Source organism: Variovorax sp. YR634 (assembly GCF_900106655.1).
Classification (GTDB): domain Bacteria; phylum Pseudomonadota; class Gammaproteobacteria; order Burkholderiales; family Burkholderiaceae_C; genus Variovorax.
The window spans coordinates 32,349-49,677 of record NZ_FNOL01000023.1 but is presented as its reverse complement, the minus strand read 5'-3'; the positions used below and the strand labels follow the sequence as shown (position 1 = coordinate 49,677).

The following is a 17,329-nucleotide window of genomic DNA, read 5'->3' as shown; positions in this document are numbered from 1 at the left end:
GTGACTACCCCGGCCCTGCGCGGCATCCGCACGTTGCTGCTGTGCTGCGCCTTCTGGCTGGCGGGGTCGGCCACAGCGCAGGCGGGCATGCTGCGCGTCGACGACGCGACCCGCTGGCCGGTGGCGCTCGACACGCGCGCCGAGGTGTTCGAGGACACCAGCACGCGGCTGTCGCTCGACGAAATCGATGCCCTGGAAAGCGGCGTGACCGGCGGCTTCCAGCCCGGCAACGCAGCGCGCATGCGGCCGGGCTTTTCGCGTTCGGCCTTCTGGCTGCGGCTCACGCTGGTGAACGACACCGGCGCGATCCAGCCGCTTCGGCTGGTGCTCGACGCCACGTGGCTGCAGCACGTTGATTTCCATGCGCGCCGCGAGCTGGCGGGCTGGGCCACGTGGACACATGAGCAAACCGGCGTGTCGGTGCGGTCACGCACCGGACGGGACCGCGAGCGCGTGCCGACGCTGGCCCTCGACCTTCAGCCCGGCGAGCAGGCTCGCGTGCTGGTGCGGGTTCAGACGAACAGCAGCGTCAAGCTCGCGCCGGCGCTGTATTCGGCCGATGCCTGGCGCGAAGCAGAAAGCGGCCATGCACTGCTCGACGGCCTGCTGATCGGCGGGCTGCTGGTGCTCTCCGTGTATTCGCTGGCGCTGTGGTTCATCTCGCGCGACCTGGCAACGGCGCTGCAGAGCCTGGGCTTCGCGCTCGTGGCGCTCTACGAGGGCGCCTACCGCGGCCATGCACGGCTGGCGCTGTGGCCCGACAGCCTCGAATGGAGCTACCGCGCGGCCGGCGTCACCGCGGGCTGCTGCGTGCTCTCGCTGATGTTCTACCTGTACGCGGTGTCGCGGCGCAGCCCGGTGCGCGCGCCCGGACTGTCGCTCTTCGCGGTGCTCGCGGCAGGGCAATGCGTCGTGGTGCTGGGCACGCTGCTGGGGCCGTACGCGCCCTTCGCGCTGGCCGGCACGCTGAGCGCGCCGGTGGTGGTTCTCGCCTTGACCGTCGGCACCTTCATCTACATGCGGCGCGCGGGGCCGGGCGGGCGGCTGGCCTTTCCGGTGATGAGCATCGTCGCCGTCGGCGTGTGCCTGCGGCTCACCAAACTCGCGATGCCGGCGCACACGATCCCCGGCTTCGACGCCTATGCGCTGGGCTTCCCGGGCATGCTGGTCGGCCTGGTGGCGCTGGCGGCGTGGGCGCACCACCTGTCGCGGCAGCAGCGCGTCGCGCAGCGCACGCTGGTGCACTGGCAGGCCGCGGAACAGCAACGGCTGCAGGAAGAAGTGAAGCGCAAGACGCACGCGCTGAACGCGGCGCTGGAACAGGCCGAGCACCAGGCGCGCGAGCAGACGCAGCTGCTGGCCTACATCAGCCACGACCTGCGCGCACCGCTGTCGACCATCATCGGCAACGCGCGCCTGCTGCATGGCGACAGCTCGCCGCCGCCCGAGCGGCTGCAGGCCATCGAGCGCAGCGTGGCCTACCAGCTCGCGCTGATCGACGACCTGCTCGACTACGCGAAGAGCGAGCTGCTGCCCTTCGCCTTCGAGCCCCGGCCGGTGCACCTGCGCGCGCTGATCGACGACGTCGCCCAATACGCCGACACGCTCGCGCAACGGCAGCACAACCGGTTCGAGCTGGAGGTGCTGGGCGCACTGCCGGTCGCGGTGTACATCGACAGCAAGCGCTTCCAACAACTGCTGCTGAACTTGCTGTCGAACGCCGCGAAGTTCACGCGCGACGGCAAGATCGGCCTGCGCGTGCAGGCCCGGCCGCGCGCGGACTCGTGGCGGCTCAGGTTCGACGTGTGGGACAGCGGCATCGGCATCGACAAGGAAGACCAGGCGCGCATCGTCCGGGCCATCGCGCAGGGCGCGCCCAGCGCCAACGGCCACGGACTGGGGCTGGCGATCGCGCGGCGCATCGTGCAGCACATGGGCGGGCGCCTGCTGCTGGAGAGCCACCGCAACCTGGGAACGCGTGTGCACTTCTCGGTGATCGTGAAGGACGCGCCGAAAGAATTGCAGCCCCTGGCCACCAAGTCACAGCAGCCGCAGCAGCCGCGCCATGCACCGCCCGTGCCCGTACCGGGCCACAGGGTGAGACGTCCACCGGTGCCCGCGATCGCGCCGCTACCCGCATCGGTGCGCGACGAACTCGAAACGCTCGCGCGCGACGGCCGTTGGAGCGACCTGCACGAATGGGCCGACCGGCTCGCGGCCGACGCGCGCCACTCGGCGCTGGTCGACGCGGTGCGGCATGCGCTGGACATGCTGGACTTCGAACACATCCGCCTGCTGGCGCGCGCAACGCCTAACGCGAGCCAATGACGCTGCGGGCGTCTGCGGAAAACCCGTCAGGCCGCGACGGCCTCCGCGCCCACGTCCGCGAAGTCGATCAGCACCTTCATCGCCTTCTGACGGTCGCTCGCCAGCTCGAAGGCCTGCCGCGCCTGCAGCATCGGGAAGGTGTGCGTCACCACGGGCGACAGGTCCACGCGCCCTTCGTTGATGAGCCGCACCGCAAGCGCGAACTCCGCGTGGAAGCGGAACGAGCCGCAGATGCTGAGCTCTTTCGCCACCACCATGTTCTGCGGAATGCTCACGTCGCCGCCCAGGCCCAGTTGCACGACCACGCCGCGCGGGCGCATCACCTCCAGCCCGTCGCGCAGTGCGCGCTCGTTGCCGGAGCATTCGAGCATCACGTCGAAGGTGCCCTTGTCGGCCGAATAGCGCGACACCCAGGTCTTGTCCTGCGCGACGTTGATGACGTTGTCGGCGCCCATGGCACGCGCGATGGCCAGCGGCTCGTCGACCACATCGGTGGCGGTGATCTCGGCTGCGCCATGCGCGCGCGCCGCCGCAATGGCCAGCACGCCGATGGGTCCGCAGCCCGATACCAGCACACGCTTGCCCAGCAACGGCCCGGCGCGCGACACGCCGTGCAGCCCCACCGAGAACGGCTCGGCCAGCGCGGCCAGGCGCAGCGGCACATGCTCGGCCACCTTCACGCACTGCGTGGCCTCGCACAGCAGCATGTTGCGGAATGCACCCTGCACGTGCGGCGTGCGCATGGCACTGCCGTAGAAGCGCATGTCGAGGCACTGGTTGGGCAGGCCTTCGAGGCAGAACTTGCAGGCGCCGCAGGGGCGGCTCGGGTTGATGGCCACCTTGTCGCCGATGCGCACGCTCTCCACGCCGGGCGCCACTGCCACCACGGTGCCGGCCACTTCATGGCCCAGCACCATCGGCTCCTTGATGCGCACGGTGCCGAAGCCGCCGTTGTGAAAGTAATGCAGGTCGGAGCCGCAGATGCCGCCCATGCCGACCTTCACCAGCACCTGGCCGGGGCCGATCTCGCCAGCGTCCTGTTCGTCCAGCCGCAGGTCGTCGGGGGCGTGGATCACGAGGCACATACAACGCAAACGCATGATTCTTTCCTTCGGCCAGTCAGGGCACGGGAGTAATGAGAGGCTGGCCCGTGAAGTGGGCCTCGAGGTTGCGGCGCACCAGTTCGCCCATGGCGCGGCGCGTCTGTTCGGTGCCGCTGCCATGGTGCGGATGCAGCACCACGTTGTCGAGCGCGGCAAAGCGCGGGTCGATGCGCGGCTCATTGAGGAACACGTCGAGCGCCGCGCCGGCAATGCCGCGCGCCTCCAGCGCCTGCAGCAGCGCGCCTTCGTCGACGGTGGTGCCGCGCGACACATTCACGAGCCAGCCCTTGGGGCCCAGCGCCTGCAGCACCTCGGCATTGACGATGCCGCGCGTGGCCTCTCCGCCGGACAGGATGACGATGAGCACCTCGCACCAGTCGGCCATCGCGCTCAGGCTGGCGAAGTGGCGGTGCGGGCTGTCGGCCTTCGGCCTTCGGCTGAAGTAACCCAGCTCCACGTCGAAGCCCGAGAGCCGCCGCGCGATGGTGCTGCCGATGCGGCCGAAGCCCGCGATGCCGATGCGCTGGCCGAAGACGCGGGTGGTCAACGGCATGCCGCCATTGGCCCACGCGCCGCTGCGCACGAAAGCATCGCCCGCCGGAATGCGCCGCTGCACCGCCAGCGTGAGCCCCACGGCGAGGTCGGCCACGTCGCCGTTGAGCACGTCGGGTGTGTTGGTCACGCGGATGCCGCGCGCGCGGCAGGCGGCAAGGTCGATGCCGTCGGTGCCCACGCCGTAGCAGGCGATCAGCTCCAGCGCAGGCAGCGCGGCGATCAGTTCGGCGTTGGCACCCAGCTCGCCGCGCGTTGCGACCGCGCGAATGTTCGGCGCGTGCTTGGCAATGAAGGCCTGCCGGTCCGGCGCTTCCCAGAGGCGATGCAGCGTGTAGGCCGCCCGCATCGGCGCCATGTCCCATTCCGGGTAGGTGCCTGGCATCAGCACGTGCGGGGATGTAGCGGTAGCGGTCAAGCGGGTGTCTCCTCGGATAGCGGTTGCGACTCAATAAGATACCGGTAACTTTAATTGATGAAAGAAAATAATGCCAGCGGAGGTTTTACCAGTTGACGATCTCAAAAGATACCGGTAACTTATGCCGTCAGCCATGTACTCGGAGCCTCCTTTGAAACTCTTCGATCTTTCCGGGCGCACCGCCCTTGTCACCGGCTCCAGCAAAGGCATCGGCTTTGCGCTGGCGGCCGCGCTCGGCAACGCCGGCGCGCGCGTGGTTCTCAATGCACGCGATGCCGCATCGCTCAACGCCGCCCGCGACGCCCTGCGCGCCAAGGGCATCGCGGCCGAGGCCATTGCCTTCGACGTGACCGACGCCGCCGCGGTGGAAGCCGGCGTGGCCGCCATCGAAGCCGACATCGGCGCCATCGACATCCTTGTGAACAACGCCGGCATGCAGCACCGCGGTGCGTTCGCCGAATTCCCGATCGACGCGTGGCACAAGATCACCACCACCAACATCGACAGCGTGTTCCTGGTCGGCCGCTTCGTCGCGCAACGCATGATCGAGCGCAAGCGCGGCAAGATCATCAACGTCTGCTCGGTGCAAAGCGAGCTGGGCCGCCCGGGCATCGCGCCCTACGCCGCCACCAAGGGCGCGGTGAAGATGCTCACCAAGGGCATGGCGATCGACCTGGGCAAGTACGGCATCCAGGTCAACGGCCTCGGGCCGGGTTACTTCAAGACCGAACTCACGCAGGCGCTGGTGGCCGACGAAGCCTTCACGGCGTGGCTCTCGGGCCGCACGCCCGCCGGCCGCTGGGGCGACGTGGAAGAGCTCGGCGGCGCGGCCATCTTCCTGGCCTCGGATGCGTCGAGCTTCGTCAACGGCCACATCCTGTATGTGGATGGCGGCATCACCTCGAGCCTGTAGCACCGTGCAGCATCCAGAGCAGCCGCAGCGCCTGAGCGTGGTGGTAATGGGCGTGTCGGGCACCGGCAAGAGCAGCGTGGCCGCCGGGTTGGCGCAGACGCTGGGCGTGCCGTGGGTCGATGCCGATGACCTGCACGTGCCCGAGGCCGTGGCGCGCATGCGCGCCGGCCTGCCGCTCTCCGACGAAGACCGCTGGCCCTGGCTCGACCGCGTGGGCGCCAGCCTTGCCGACCGCACGGCCGCGCCGCGTGGCGTGGTGGTGGCCTGCTCCGCCCTGCGTCGCGCCTACCGCGACCGGCTGCGCGCCGCGTCGCCCGAGCTGCAGTTCGTGTTTCTCGACGGGTCGCCCGCGCTGGTGCGGCAGCGAATGGAACAACGCACCGGGCACTACATGCCGCCGGCGCTGCTCGACAGCCAGCTGAAGACGCTGGAGAGGCCCGACGCGAGCGAACCCGACGTGCTGCACGCCGACATCGCCGTGCCCGTGCAGCAGATCGTGGCCGGCGTCGGCGCACGGCTCGTTCAACGCTCGAAGGATGCTTCCATGAAAGTCTCTGCATGACAGCAGCATCCAGCCAGCGCGTGGCCGTGATCGGCGTGGGCATCATGGGCTCGGCCATCGCGCGCCGGCTGCTCGAATGCGGCCACCGGGTGAACGTGTTCGACCTCGATGCGGCCAAGGTGGCCGCTCTGGCAGCACAAGGCGCACAAGCGGCCGACACCGCGCAAGCGGCAGCGGCGGCCAGCGACTTCGTCATCACCAGCCTCAACTCTGCGGCGGTGGTGGAGCGCGCGATCTTCGGCGAGGCCGGCATCGCCGCCGCCGCACCTGCCGATGCGAAGCGGCTGCTGATCGACATGTCGTCCATCGACCCACCTTCCACGCGCCGGCTCGCACAGTCGCTGCGCGAGCGCACGGGCATGGGCTTCGTCGATGCGCCGCTTTCCGGCGGCGCGCCCAAGGCCCTGCTCGGGCAACTCACGGTGATGGCAGGCGGCAGCGCCGGCGACGTGCAGCGCGCACGCGCCGTGATGGACAGCCTGTGCGCCAACTACACCCACATGGGCGACAGCGGCGCGGGCCAGACCACCAAGCTCGTCAACCAGCTGCTCTGCGCCATCGGCTTTCAGGCCGTGGCCGAGGCGGTGCGGCTGGCCGAAGCCGGTGGCGTCGATGCATCGAAGCTGCCCGCCGCACTGGCCGGCGGCCGCGCCGACAGCCAGATCCTGCGCGAGTTCGGCCCCAAGATGGCCGCGCGCGACTACACGCCTACCGGCCGCATCGACAACATGCTCAAGGACCTCGAAGCGGTGCAGGCCTTCTCGCAAGGCCAGCGCCTTCCGATGCCGCTGGCGGGCGCCGTCTCGGAGCTGCACCGAGCCTTCGTCGCGGCCGGGCTCGGCGCCGAAGACACGGCGGCCATGATGCGGCAGTTCGACGGCTACGGGCGCGGCTGAAGCGCCTCCCGCCACACACGGCTTTCACCCAGGAAAGAAGAGACACCATGTTCATCCGCTGCGCGTTTTTCAGGGGCCGGGTCAAGGCCGGCATGGAAGAAGCCTTCGACCGCCACGTGCACGAAAAACTCGTGCCGCTGTGGACCCGCTTCCCCGGTGCGCTCGAAGTGCGCGTGCTGCGCCAGATCGAAAGCGATGTGAGCGACCCCGAACTGGCGATGGTGCTGTCGATCCGCTATGCGAGTCGCGAGGACATCGCCCGCGCACTCGACTCACCCGTTCGCCATGAAAGCCGCGAGGTCTCGAAGAAGCTGTTCGAGATGTTCGACGGCACGGTCTTCCACACGGTGTTCAGCGCCGAGGAGTTCGCGCTGCCGGCCGCCTGAGCGGCGTCTTTCTTGCCGTCCTATTCGGTGCCGCTCTCTTCGGCGCCGTCTTCTTCGATGCCGCCTTGCCATCCAGGTCCGCCAGCTCCCACACGCCACCGGCCGCCGACACCAGCGCATGCGCACTGTTGATCAGCCCGATATGCGAAAACGCCTGCGGAAAATTGCCGAGCTGCCGCTGCGCCACCGGGTCGTACTCCTCCGCGAACAGGCCCAGGTCGTTGCCCAGCGCCAGCAGGCGCTTGAACAGGGCTCGCGCCTTGCGCAGCTTGCCCATGGCCACGTACACGTTCGACAGCCAGAAGCTGCACGCGAGAAACGCGCCCTCCCCGCCTTCGAGGCCGTCCACGCCTTTCTCTGTGCGATAGCGGTACACCAGCCCGTTGAAGATCAGCTCCTTCTCGATGCGCGCGATGGTGCCCTGCACCCGCGCATCATGAATCGGCAGAAAGCCGATCAGCGGCATCCACAGCAGCGCCGCATCCACCGTGTCTGCGCCGTAGTACTGCACGAATGAATTGCTCGCGGCGTCGTAGCCGCGGGCGCAGACCTCGGCGTGGATCTCGTCGCGCACCTCGCGCCAGCGCTCGACAGGGCCTTCGAGCCCATACTCCGTCGCGCTCGCGATCACCCGGTCGAAGGCCAGCCAGCACATGATCTTGGAATGCACGAAGTGGCGCGGCTCGCCGCGCACTTCCCACAGGCTGCAGTCGGGCTCCTTCCACAGCACCATCAGGTGCTTCGCGATGGCGCGCTCCAGCGGCCACACCTTGTCCATGTCCGCCAGCCCGGCCTTGCGCGCCGCATGAAAGGCCGCGATGACCGAACCGTACACATCCAGTTGGCGCTGCCCGTGCGCGCCATTGCCGATGCGCACCGGGCGGCTGTCTTCGTAGCCCGGCAGCCAGCCGAGCTCGAGTTCGGTGAGCGAGCGTTCGCCGTGCAGGCCGTACATCACCTGCAGCTCTTCGGGCGAACCGCCCACCGCTCGCATCAGCCACCAGCGCCAGGCGCTGGCTTCCTCGACATAGCCCGAACCGATCAGCGCGTAGAGCGTGAGCGCCGCGTCGCGCAGCCAGCAGAAGCGGTAGTCCCAGTTGCGTTCGCCGCCCGGCAGTTCGGGCAGCGAGGTGCTCGGCGCGGCGACGATGCCGCCAGTGGGCTCGTAGGTGAGCGCCTTGAGCGTGAGCAGCGAGCGCATCACCGGCTCGCGAAACTCGCCGTGGTAGCCGCAGCGGCCGGTCCACGCGCTCCATTCGGCGACGGTGCGCGCCAGCAGCGCGCCGGCATCGCGCGTCACCGGCGGCTTCAGGTGCGAGGGAAACCAGTCGAGGCTGAACGCGATGGCCTGCCCCGCGGACACGGTGAAGTCGGCAAAGCTCGCGAAGTTCTCGTTGGTCAGCGGCACGCCGGAGCTGATGCGGACCGAGTCCGGTCCGGCCGTGGCAAACACCGCGCCGTCGCGCCGCTCCATCCACGGGCACCACCCGCCGTAGTTGAAGCGGATGCGGAACTCGGTATGCATGGCGACCGTGCCGCGCACACCCTGCACGATGCGCACGACCTCGTGCGTGCCGTCGAGCGCGGGTCGGGGCATGAAGTCGGTGACGATGGCCGTCCCCTTGGCCGTGCGGATCGTGGTTTCGAGCACCACGGTGCCGGGCAGGTAGCGCCGCGTGACACGCGCCTTGCGGTCTTTGGCGCGCATCGTCCAATGGCCGTTGCGCTCGTCGCCGAGCAGGCTGGCGAACATCGCGGCCGAATCGAAGCGCGGCAGGCACAGCCACTCGATATCGCCACCGCAATGCACCAGGGCCGCGCTGTGGGTCGAGCCGATGAGCGCGTAGTCGCCGATGGGGCGGTTCGGGCGGTCGGCGTGAAGCCGTGAGGAGGGTTGCTTGGGAGTCTTTGGCAAGAGGCCGAGCTTTGCCGTGCGCGCGGGCGTGGCACGCCAGCGGCGGGCGCGGATTGCTGACGGACAACGCCTAATGGCGCATGACAAATAAGGCACCCATCTACTTGTTCCTGGGGATGGCCTTCGCACCGTCGCGCTCCTACCATCAGCCGCGCACGAAATGACAAGAGGCTCGTGAAGATGAAACGGCACAGGTCGCCGCTTGGGCCCCATGGTGCAGCGCTCTACTTTGCCCCTCCCATTCCAACGCAAATAGACATCACACGTGAACGGACACAACCAACTCTTCCGAGCCGATCCCGTTGCGTACGCGCAGCTTCGCGCGATCAACGGCGTTTCGTGGTTCATGCAGAACGCGCAGGCGCAGCAGAATCCAGCTTTCGCCATGCAGGTCCTGGTACTCAACACGGCCAAGATGGGCTCGTTCGATCTGCAGGGCACCGCGCAAGCCCTCCAGGTCACCTTGAGGCCGGTGGGAAATGTCCTCCATCAGGATCAGCCGATCTCGGCGTATTGGTGTCCTTTCATCCAGGGCAACGTGATGCCCGGATTCGTCGACGTACCTCGACACAACCCGCAGCACAGGTTCGTCTTCACCGCCGCCATGAATGGCTGCGCCCTGATGGTGACGAACTCGCCGCTCGGTGCGCATCTGATCAGGGTGTATCACCACCAGCACCCCGGGCAAGCCAACATCAATCAGATGATCCAGACGCAAGGGCAGGAAGTGATCTCGTACATCGGCTTCGACGACTACGGCCACGCCAACCAGCATATTCCGCTGCCGAACGCCTTCAACTTCCTGTACTACAGGAACGGCGCCTGGAAGTACGTTCTGCAACCGCAACTGTTCGATCCACTCACGAACAATGTGACGCTCAACGGCCTCATCCCCTCGCAGGTGCTCGATGCGACTTTCTGATTCAGGCGGCGGCCCTGGCCCCGGAGTCCGCTACAGCACATCCTTCAGCTTGGCCCGCAGCCTGCTGATCGCCTGGCTGTGCAGCTGGCACACCCGCGACTGGCTCACCTCCAGGATCGCGCCGATCTCGCGCAGGTTCAGCTCTTCCTCGTAGTAGAGGTTCAGCAGCAGCTGGTCGCGCTCCGGCAGCGCACCGATGGCGTCCACCAGCTGATGCCGGAAGCCGCTTTCCAGCAGCTGCTCCAGCGGATCGTCGCTGCCGCGCCGGTCCTTGCGCGCATCCTGCGAATGGCTGTCGAGGAACGGGCTGTCCGGGTCGTCCTTGGAGAAGTCTTCGACATACACCAGCTGGCAGCCCTGGATCTCCTGCAGCAGCGACTGATACGCCTCCAGGTCCATCTTCAGCTCCTTGGCGATCTCCCCTTCGGTGGGAGAGCGCCCGAGCTTGTGGCCCAGTGCCTGTATCGCCTTCTCGACGCCGCGCGCCGACTGGCGCAGGCCGCGCGAGCCCCAGTCGCTGGCGCGAAGCTCGTCGAGCATGGCGCCGCGGATGCGCTGGCTGACGAAGGTCTCGAACTGCGCGCCGCGGTTGTCCTGGTAGCGGCTGGAGGCGTCCAGCAGGCCCAGCATGCCGGCCTGGATCAGGTCGTCCAGCTCCACGCTGGCCGGCAGCTTGGCCATCATCTGCAGCGCGATGCGGCGCACCAGCGGCTGGTGCTGCGCCAGCAGATGTGATTTCTCGATGGTTCCCTGTGCGGTGTACACGGCCGTCCTTCTTGGGTTGTCCGGGTCGGCGGGCTCAGGCCACGGCCTGCAGCGGCTCGGCCGCGCGCCATGGCCAGCGGTCGACCTCGCCGGCAATGCGCCGGAAGTCGACGGCGGCTTGGCTCGCGGGAAAGGCCTCGACGATGGTCTTCTTCAGGCGCCACGCGTCGGCAACGAGCGGGTCGAAGCGCACCCAGCCCGCGGGCTGAAGCAGCAGCGCGAGATAGCGGCTGGCGGCATGCGCGAGGTTGCTCATGATCTGGCGCGCGGCCACGACGTCGGCCGCGCCGTTGACCAGGAAGCGCATCTGCTTGAGGCCGTGCGCGTGGTGCAGCCGCTTGATGCCTGCATAGGCCGCGGTGATCGACGCGGGGTGCGGCTGCAGCACCAGCAGCAGGTCGTCCGCGCCCTGCGCCAGCGCCGACAACCGGCCCTCGGCGTCGAAAGCCGCATCGACGATGACGACGCCGTCGTGCCAGAACTTGCGCGGGTCGATTTCGCCATCCGCACCATTCACCGCGCCGTGCGGCGCGGGTAGCACGTGCACGCCGCAGGCTGCCTTGACCTCTGCACCATCCAGCGTCAGGCGCTGGCTTGCTACATCGGCCAGGTTCCCCAGCGGATCGATGTCCCACACCTCGCAGGCCGAACCCACAGTCGGGCAGTGCTCGTCCAGCAGCAGCACGTTGCGACCCTGCAGGGTCAGTGCCACACCGAGATTCATCGCGGCCGTGGTGCTCCCCGCGCCCTGCCCCAGGCCTGCGACGGCCACCACACGCGCATGCGTCGGTGCGAGCATGCGCCGCAGTCCGTCGGCCTGATCCGCAACCAGCTTGTTCATTCCTGATTCCTCAACCCAACTTCTCCAGCGCACGCGGCGCCTGCGTGGGAGCGGTCGACTCGGTGCCCAGCGCCTCCAGCAGCAGGAAGAGCTTGCCCACGCCCGCATACAGAGCACTGCCGCTCATGGCCCGCCCGTTGCGCGCCGGGCGCCCCGTGAGCTGGCCCAGCAGCGCGCGCGTGCGGTCGGCCCAGTCACCTTCGGCCTGCAGCAGGCGCCACACGGTGGTGGTCATCTGGCCGGCGATCAGCAGCCGCTTCATGATGTCGGGGTCGCCCAGTTCGCCGATGCCGCCGACCATCTGCACACCGTCGCGCAGCAGTCGGAAGCAGGGCTCGGCGTCGCTGGCCCAGCCCTGCCATTGCGCGAGCTGCTGCGTGGAAACGTCCGCGCCGATATTGGTCAATGCATGGCCCTGCGCCAGCACGTTGCCGGTACGCGCATCGACCAACCGCGTGGCCACACAGCGCAGCGCGGGCATCGCATCGCGCCCGATGCCCGCCGCCATGGCGGCTGCGTTGAAGCGCAGCACCACGTCGGCATGCGCCTCGCTGCGCAACGCGGCCTTGCCGCGAAAGCGCACGGGCTGCCCCACGCCGAATTCGAAGTCCATGCGCGCGAGCGTGTCGGGTGCGCCGGTGCGCACGTCGATCACCGCGGTGGAGCCCGGCGCGCGCGCCAGCCAGCGCTGGCCCGCCGCCTGCCACTGCACCATGGCCTCGATGCCGGGCAGCCTCGTCAACAGATGCACCAGCGGCTTGTGGCCGAAGTCCTGCTGGCGCAGCCACGGCACCTGGCGTGCGCCGGGCTTGCGCGCAGCGTCTTTCATGCCGCGCGTGGCGGCGGTCGAGAGCCACTGGTTCGGCGCTGCCAGCGGCAGGCCCGTGCGGTCCGACAGCAGCAGGCTGCCGTGGCATTCATAAGCATCGCCGCCTTCGTTCGAGCGCAGCCCGACCTGCCCGCACAGCGCGAGCACATGGGTCTCGCAGCCGGCGGCCACTTCGCTGCGCGCATGCACCATCAGGTCGTGCAGCACGGCCTTCTGGCCGGAGCCTTCGTCGCCGGCCTGGCGCCAGAGTGCGCGCGAACGCTCGAAGCCGATCTGTGCGCCCGCCAGCGCGCTCGCGGTGGTGGCGAGCTCTTGCGCGTCGTGCGCCATGGCGCGAATCAGGTTCTGGTACTTCAGCCGCAGGCGGTCGGTCTCGCCTTGCGCCTGCACCACCTGCGCCGAGGGGCCCGCGCTCGCCGGCTCCTCGTGCAGATCGCTTTCCGCGGGCACGAACAGAGGGCTGTGCTGGCGCGGCTGGAACACGCTGTCCACCAGTTGCGCGCGATCGGCCTGCATCAGGTTCTCAGGCACCTTCTGGCCGCTGGAGATGTAGTGCACCGGCAGGCGGTGGCGGATCACGGTGTCGATCAGTGCGCCCGGATGCGTGGCCTCGTCGACCTTGGTGAAGATGCAGCCGGTGAGCTCGTTGCCGTGGCGGTAGGCATGCACCACCTCGTTGAGCGTGTCGCCGTGGCTGGTGGCGTTGAGCAGCAGCAGCCGCTTCACGGGCCGCTGGCTCTGGCCGAGCATCGCGATTTGCTCGGACACGGCGCGGTCGCGCTGGCTCATGCCGACGGTGTCGATCAGCACCATGTGCTTGTCGCGCAGGTCCTGCAGCACCAGGTGCAGGTCGGCCGCATCCTTCACGGCGTACACCGGCACATTGAGGATCTGGCCGTAGATGCGCAGCTGCTCGTAGGCGCCGATACGGTAGCTGTCAGTGGTCACCAGCGCGAGCTTGTCGGCACCGAAGCGCATCACGCAGCGCGCAGCCAGCTTGGCGGTGGTGGTGGTCTTGCCGACGCCGGTCGGGCCCATCAGGGCGTAGACGCCGCCCTGCGCGAACAGCGCGTCTTCGTCTTCATGCACGGGCACGGCGCGGATCAGCTCCGAGCGCACGTAGGCCATGCCTTCGGCGTACGTCTGGCCGGTGGGCATCTTCTCCAGCATGGCCTTCGACAGGCCCGCGCTGAAGCCGGCGCCAAGCAGCGTGCGCAGCAGGCGGCCGCGCACCGGGTCGCGGCGCTGCTTGTCGTTCCACACGACGCTGGCGAGCTGCTCTTCGATCATGCCGCGCATGGAATGCAGTTCGGTGAGCACGGTGTCAGCGGGTGCGGGTGCGGGTGCGGGAGCGGGCACAGGGGCCGCCACAGGCACGGGGACCGATGCCACGGGCGCCGCGATCACCACGGGCTTCGCAGGCACAGGCGCGGTGTCTTTCAACACCCCCTGCACTTCGCCCTCGACCATTGCGACGATCTCGACGCCCTCGGCCATTGCGCGATGCGTCAGCACGATGGCGTCGGCGCCCAGCGCCTCCCTCACCATCCTCAGGGCTTCGCGGCTGGTGGCCGCGACGAATTTGCGCGCGGTGGTGCGCACGTCGGTCTGCTTGGAATTCAACCTCGTCCTCCGATGGCGGTGGTGATCTTGATGGTGCGGGAGTCAGGAATCTCCGCATGCGAAAGCACTTTCAGCTGCGGCAGGCTGCGCCGCAGGAATCTGGACAGCAGCACGCGCAGCGCGTGCTGCACCACGAGCACCGGCGCCAAGCCCATCTGCTCCTGGCGCAGGATCGCGGCCTGCGCCTGCCTGAGCAGGTTGTCGGCAATGCCTGGCTCGATGCCGCTGCTGTTGGTCAAGGCCTGCTGCAGCACGCCGTCGAGCGAGCCGTCGAGGCCGATCACCTGCATTTCGGTGTCGCCCGGGAACAGCTGCTGCGTAATGGCGCGGCCCAGCGCCAGGCGCGTGAGCGTGGTGAGTTCGGTCGGGTCCTTGATGGTCGGCGCATGCTCGGCCATCACATCGAGGATGGTGCGCATGTCGCGGATGGGCACTTCTTCGTCGAGCAGGTTCTGCAGCACCTTGTGCAGCGTGCTGAGCGACAGCACCTTGGGCACCAGGTCTTCCGTGAGCTTGGGCGCGGTCTTGGCGATCTGGTCGAGCAGCTGCTGCACTTCCTGGCGGCCCAGCAGTTCGGCGGCATGCGTCTGGATCAGGTGGTTCAGGTGCGTGGCCATCACCGTGCAGGCATCGACCACCGTGTAGCCCTGCACCTGTGCCTGTTGCCGCAGGCTGGCGTCGATCCACACCGCCGCGAGGCCGAAGGCCGGGTCGCGCGTGGGAGTGCCGGGCAGCGTGCCCGTCACCTGCCCCGGGTTGATGGCCATCCACTGGTTGGGGAAGGCCTCGCCGCGCCCGATCTCCACGTCCTTCAGGCTGATGACGTAGGTGTTGGGCTTGATCTCCAGGTTGTCGCGGATGTGCACCACCGGCACCAGGAAGCCGATCTCCTGCGCAATCTTCTTGCGGATGCTCTTGATGCGGCCCAGCAGCTCGCCTTGCTGCGACTGGTCCACCAGCGGAATGAGCCGGTAGCCGACCTGCATGCCCAGCGGGTCGACCATTGCGACGTCGTCCCACGTCGCTTCTTCCATCTCGGCCGAGGGCGCAGGGTTCGCGGCCTGCGCGGCGGCGGCTGCCTTCTGCGCGGCTTCCTGCGGCTTGCGCATCACAAGCCGTCGACCCAGCCACACCAGGCCGCCCGCGATCAGCAGGAAGGCCAGGTTCGGCATGCCCGGGATCATGCCCAGCAGGCCGACGATGCCGGCCGTGAGAAACAGCACCTGCGGGTTGGAAAAGAGCTGGCCCGTGAGCTGGCTGCCCACGTCTTCGTCGGTGGTCACGCGCGACACGATCACGCCGGCAGCGGTGGAGATGACGAGCGCCGGAATCTGCGCGACCAGGCCGTCGCCGATGGCCAGCAGCGTGTAGGTCTTGCCGGCGGTGGAAAAGTCGAGCCCGTGCTGCAGCATGCCGACCACCAGCCCGCCGATGATGTTGATCACCATGATGAGCAGGCCTGCGATCGCGTCGCCGCGCACGAACTTGCTGGCACCGTCCATCGAGCCGTAGAAGTCGGCCTCCTGCGCAACCTCGGTGCGGCGCTTGCGGGCCACGTCTTCGCCGATCAGGCCAGCGTTGAGGTCGGCGTCGATGGCCATCTGCTTGCCCGGCATCGCGTCGAGCATGAAGCGCGCGCCCACCTCGGCGATGCGCCCCGCGCCCTTGGTGATCACCATGAAGTTGATGAGCACGAGGATAATGAAGACCATCACACCCACCGCGAAGTTGCCGCCCACGAGGAAGTGCCCGAAGGCCTCGATCACCTTGCCCGCCGCGTCGGGCCCGGTGTGGCCGTGCATCAGCACCACGCGCGTGGACGCCACGTTCAGCGACAGGCGCAGCAGCGTCGAGAACAGCAGCACGGCCGGGAAGGCCGCGAAGTCCAGCGCCTTCATCGTGTACATGCTCACCAGCAGCACCATCACCGACATGGCGATGTTGAAGGTGAACAGCAGGTCGAGCAGGAAGGGCGGCAGCGGCAGCACCATCATGCTCAGGATGAGGATGATGAGAATCGGCCCGGCCAGCCCCTTGAACTGCGAGCCGGAGAACAGACGCGTCGGCAGACGCATCAGGTTTGTCATCGCGTTCATGCGGCTTCCACTGTGTATTGAAGGTCTGCGGGAACCGGCAGGTCGGTCGGCGTGCGCGGGGCGTCGCCGCCCTCGGTCTTCCAGCGCCTGAGCTGGTACACCCAGGCCAGCACTTCGGCCACCGCGGTGTACAGGCCCGCCGGAATCTCATCGCCCAGCTTCGTGTGCTTGTAGAGAGCGCGCGCGAGCGGCGGCGCTTCGAGAATCGCAACCTTGTGCTCCAGCGCCATCTCGCGAATGCGCGCGGCCACCAGCTCGGTGCCCTTGGCCACCACGCGCGGTGCGCGCATGCCGCTGTCGGTGTACTTCAGCGCCACCGCAAAGTGCGTGGGGTTGGTCAGCACGATGTCTGCCTTGGGCACCTCGGCCATCATCCGGCGGCGCGCCATCTGCTGCTGCTGACGGCGGATCGCGGCCTTGATGTGCGGATCGCCTTCGCTTTCCTTGTGCTCCTGGCGCAGGTCTTCGCGCGACATGCGCAGCTTGCGGTAGTAGCTCCAGAGCTGGAAGGGCACGTCGATCAGCGCCACGAGAAACAGCGTGGCCGCGATCAGTGCGCAGTGCTTGGCCACCAGCACCATTGCGTGCGGCAGCGCGTAGTGCGCGGGCTGCGCCATCAGGTCCATCAGCGCGCCGATGTCACGCGATACCACCCACCACGCCACGCCGCCGATCAGCGCCGACTTGGCCAGCGCCTTGAAAAGCTCGGCCAGCGACTGCGCGGAAAACATGCGGCCGATGCCGGCCAGCGGATTGAGCTTGCTGAAGTTCGGCCCCACCGATTTGGTGGAGAACAGCCAGCCGCCGAGCATCAGCGGCGCGACCACGGCAGCGACGATCATCATCGCGAACAGCGGGCCGATGGCCATGAGCGTGTGCATCGCCATCAGCCCGGTCTGGGCCAGCATGTGCGAGGGATCGAAGGCGCTGGCGCGGTCGAACTGCAGGCCGCGGTGCAACGCACCGCTCATGCTCGTGCCCAGCGACTCCCCTGCGAACCACAGCCCCGCGCATGCGGTGCCCAGCATGACGAAGGTGGTGAGCTCGCGCGAACGGGCTACGTTGCCTTCCTCGCGCGCCTTTTCCAGGCGTCGCTCGGAGGCGGGTTCCGTTTTTTCGAGATCGCTTTCCTCAGCCATTCATGCTCCGAACCAGCAGTGGCGAAGTACGCCTTGCTCAT

14 protein-coding genes are annotated in these 17,329 nt (G+C 68.2%); 6 read left to right on the top strand and 8 right to left on the bottom strand.

Going from position 1 to position 17,329, the window contains the following annotated elements; genetic code table 11:
- A complete protein-coding gene (locus BLV60_RS28090; protein ID WP_143042650.1) occupies positions 1-2,328 on the top strand; it encodes a sensor histidine kinase in 2,328 nt (775 codons plus the stop codon).
- A gap of 26 nt (positions 2,329-2,354) precedes the next feature.
- Here the strand turns inward: BLV60_RS28090 and BLV60_RS28085 are convergent, their stop codons facing one another.
- Together BLV60_RS28085 and BLV60_RS28080 are read right to left on the bottom strand one after the other, a co-directional pair.
- Positions 2,355-3,428 (bottom strand): L-idonate 5-dehydrogenase, encoded by a 1,074-nt coding sequence (locus tag BLV60_RS28085; protein ID WP_093058588.1) that lies wholly within the window; start codon positions 3,426-3,428, stop codon positions 2,355-2,357.
- A 19-nt stretch (positions 3,429-3,447) separates the two neighbouring features.
- Entirely contained in the window at positions 3,448-4,401 is a 954-nt protein-coding gene (locus BLV60_RS28080; RefSeq protein ID WP_093058587.1) for a 2-hydroxyacid dehydrogenase, read from the bottom strand.
- Positions 4,402-4,534: 133 nt separating this feature from the next.
- Between BLV60_RS28080 and BLV60_RS28075 the strand changes: the two genes are divergently transcribed.
- Genes BLV60_RS28075 through BLV60_RS28060 form a run of 4 tightly spaced genes read left to right on the top strand, consistent with a single transcriptional unit; the run spans position 4,535 to position 7,158 of the window.
- Entirely contained in the window at positions 4,535-5,314 is a 780-nt protein-coding gene (locus tag BLV60_RS28075) for an SDR family oxidoreductase (RefSeq protein ID WP_176928978.1), read from the top strand.
- Between the two features lie 4 nt (positions 5,315-5,318).
- Positions 5,319-5,876 carry a gluconokinase gene (locus BLV60_RS28070; RefSeq protein ID WP_256329615.1) on the top strand — a complete coding sequence of 186 codons (558 nt, stop codon included), beginning with the start codon at positions 5,319-5,321 and terminating at the stop codon, positions 5,874-5,876.
- The gene (locus tag BLV60_RS28065) at positions 5,873-6,772 is read left to right on the top strand and encodes an NAD(P)-dependent oxidoreductase (protein WP_093058584.1); all 900 of its coding nucleotides are present in this window, start codon (positions 5,873-5,875) and stop codon (positions 6,770-6,772) included. The genes BLV60_RS28070 and BLV60_RS28065 overlap by 4 nt, the downstream gene beginning before the upstream one ends.
- 47 nt (positions 6,773-6,819) lie before the next feature.
- Positions 6,820-7,158 (top strand): putative antibiotic biosynthesis monooxygenase, encoded by a 339-nt coding sequence (locus tag BLV60_RS28060; protein ID WP_093058583.1) that lies wholly within the window; start codon positions 6,820-6,822, stop codon positions 7,156-7,158.
- Here the strand turns inward: BLV60_RS28060 and BLV60_RS28055 are convergent.
- Positions 7,124-9,073 (bottom strand): glycoside hydrolase family 15 protein, encoded by a 1,950-nt coding sequence (locus BLV60_RS28055; protein ID WP_093058582.1) that lies wholly within the window; start codon positions 9,071-9,073, stop codon positions 7,124-7,126. The genes BLV60_RS28060 and BLV60_RS28055 overlap by 35 nt on opposite strands.
- A 265-nt stretch (positions 9,074-9,338) precedes the next feature.
- Between BLV60_RS28055 and BLV60_RS28050 the strand changes: the two genes are divergently transcribed.
- Complete coding sequence (locus BLV60_RS28050; protein WP_093058581.1) at positions 9,339-9,995, top strand: hypothetical protein; 657 nt, start codon at positions 9,339-9,341, stop codon at positions 9,993-9,995.
- 30 nt (positions 9,996-10,025) lie between these two features.
- Here the strand turns inward: BLV60_RS28050 and BLV60_RS28045 are convergent, their stop codons facing one another.
- Genes BLV60_RS28045 through flhB form a run of 5 tightly spaced genes read right to left on the bottom strand, consistent with a single transcriptional unit; the run spans position 10,026 to position 17,288 of the window.
- The gene (locus BLV60_RS28045) at positions 10,026-10,760 is read right to left on the bottom strand and encodes an RNA polymerase sigma factor FliA (RefSeq protein ID WP_093058580.1); all 735 of its coding nucleotides are present in this window, start codon (positions 10,758-10,760) and stop codon (positions 10,026-10,028) included.
- A gap of 34 nt (positions 10,761-10,794) precedes the next feature.
- Positions 10,795-11,601, bottom strand: a complete 807-nt coding sequence (locus tag BLV60_RS28040; protein ID WP_093058579.1) for a MinD/ParA family ATP-binding protein — start codon at positions 11,599-11,601, stop codon at positions 10,795-10,797.
- A 10-nt stretch (positions 11,602-11,611) separates the two neighbouring features.
- Positions 11,612-14,053: a flagellar biosynthesis GTPase FlhF gene (flhF, locus tag BLV60_RS28035; protein ID WP_093058578.1), complete on the bottom strand. Its 2,442-nt coding sequence runs from the start codon at positions 14,051-14,053 to the stop codon at positions 11,612-11,614.
- Positions 14,050-16,149, bottom strand: a complete 2,100-nt coding sequence (flhA, locus tag BLV60_RS28030; RefSeq protein WP_093058577.1) for a flagellar biosynthesis protein FlhA — start codon at positions 16,147-16,149, stop codon at positions 14,050-14,052. Before flhA ends, flhF begins: the two co-directional genes overlap by 4 nt.
- Positions 16,146-17,288 (bottom strand): flagellar biosynthesis protein FlhB, encoded by a 1,143-nt coding sequence (gene flhB / locus BLV60_RS28025; protein WP_093058576.1) that lies wholly within the window; start codon positions 17,286-17,288, stop codon positions 16,146-16,148. The genes flhA and flhB overlap by 4 nt, the downstream gene beginning before the upstream one ends.
- Between the last annotated feature and the right edge of the window lie 41 nt (positions 17,289-17,329).

What these genes read in the sequence shown, in the direction of transcription:
- BLV60_RS28085 (WP_093058588.1), bottom strand. Translation starts at nt 3,428, where the DNA reads ATGCGTTTGCGTTGTATGTGCCTCGTGATCCACGCCCCCGACGACCTG.
- BLV60_RS28075 (WP_176928978.1), top strand. Translation starts at nt 4,535, where the DNA reads ATGTACTCGGAGCCTCCTTTGAAACTCTTCGATCTTTCCGGGCGCACC.
- BLV60_RS28065 (WP_093058584.1), top strand. Translation starts at nt 5,873, where the DNA reads ATGACAGCAGCATCCAGCCAGCGCGTGGCCGTGATCGGCGTGGGCATC.
- BLV60_RS28060 (WP_093058583.1), top strand. Translation starts at nt 6,820, where the DNA reads ATGTTCATCCGCTGCGCGTTTTTCAGGGGCCGGGTCAAGGCCGGCATG.
- BLV60_RS28040 (WP_093058579.1), bottom strand. Translation starts at nt 11,601, where the DNA reads ATGAACAAGCTGGTTGCGGATCAGGCCGACGGACTGCGGCGCATGCTC.
- flhA (WP_093058577.1), bottom strand. Translation starts at nt 16,149, where the DNA reads ATGAACGCGATGACAAACCTGATGCGTCTGCCGACGCGTCTGTTCTCC.
- flhB (WP_093058576.1), bottom strand. Translation starts at nt 17,288, where the DNA reads ATGGCTGAGGAAAGCGATCTCGAAAAAACGGAACCCGCCTCCGAGCGA.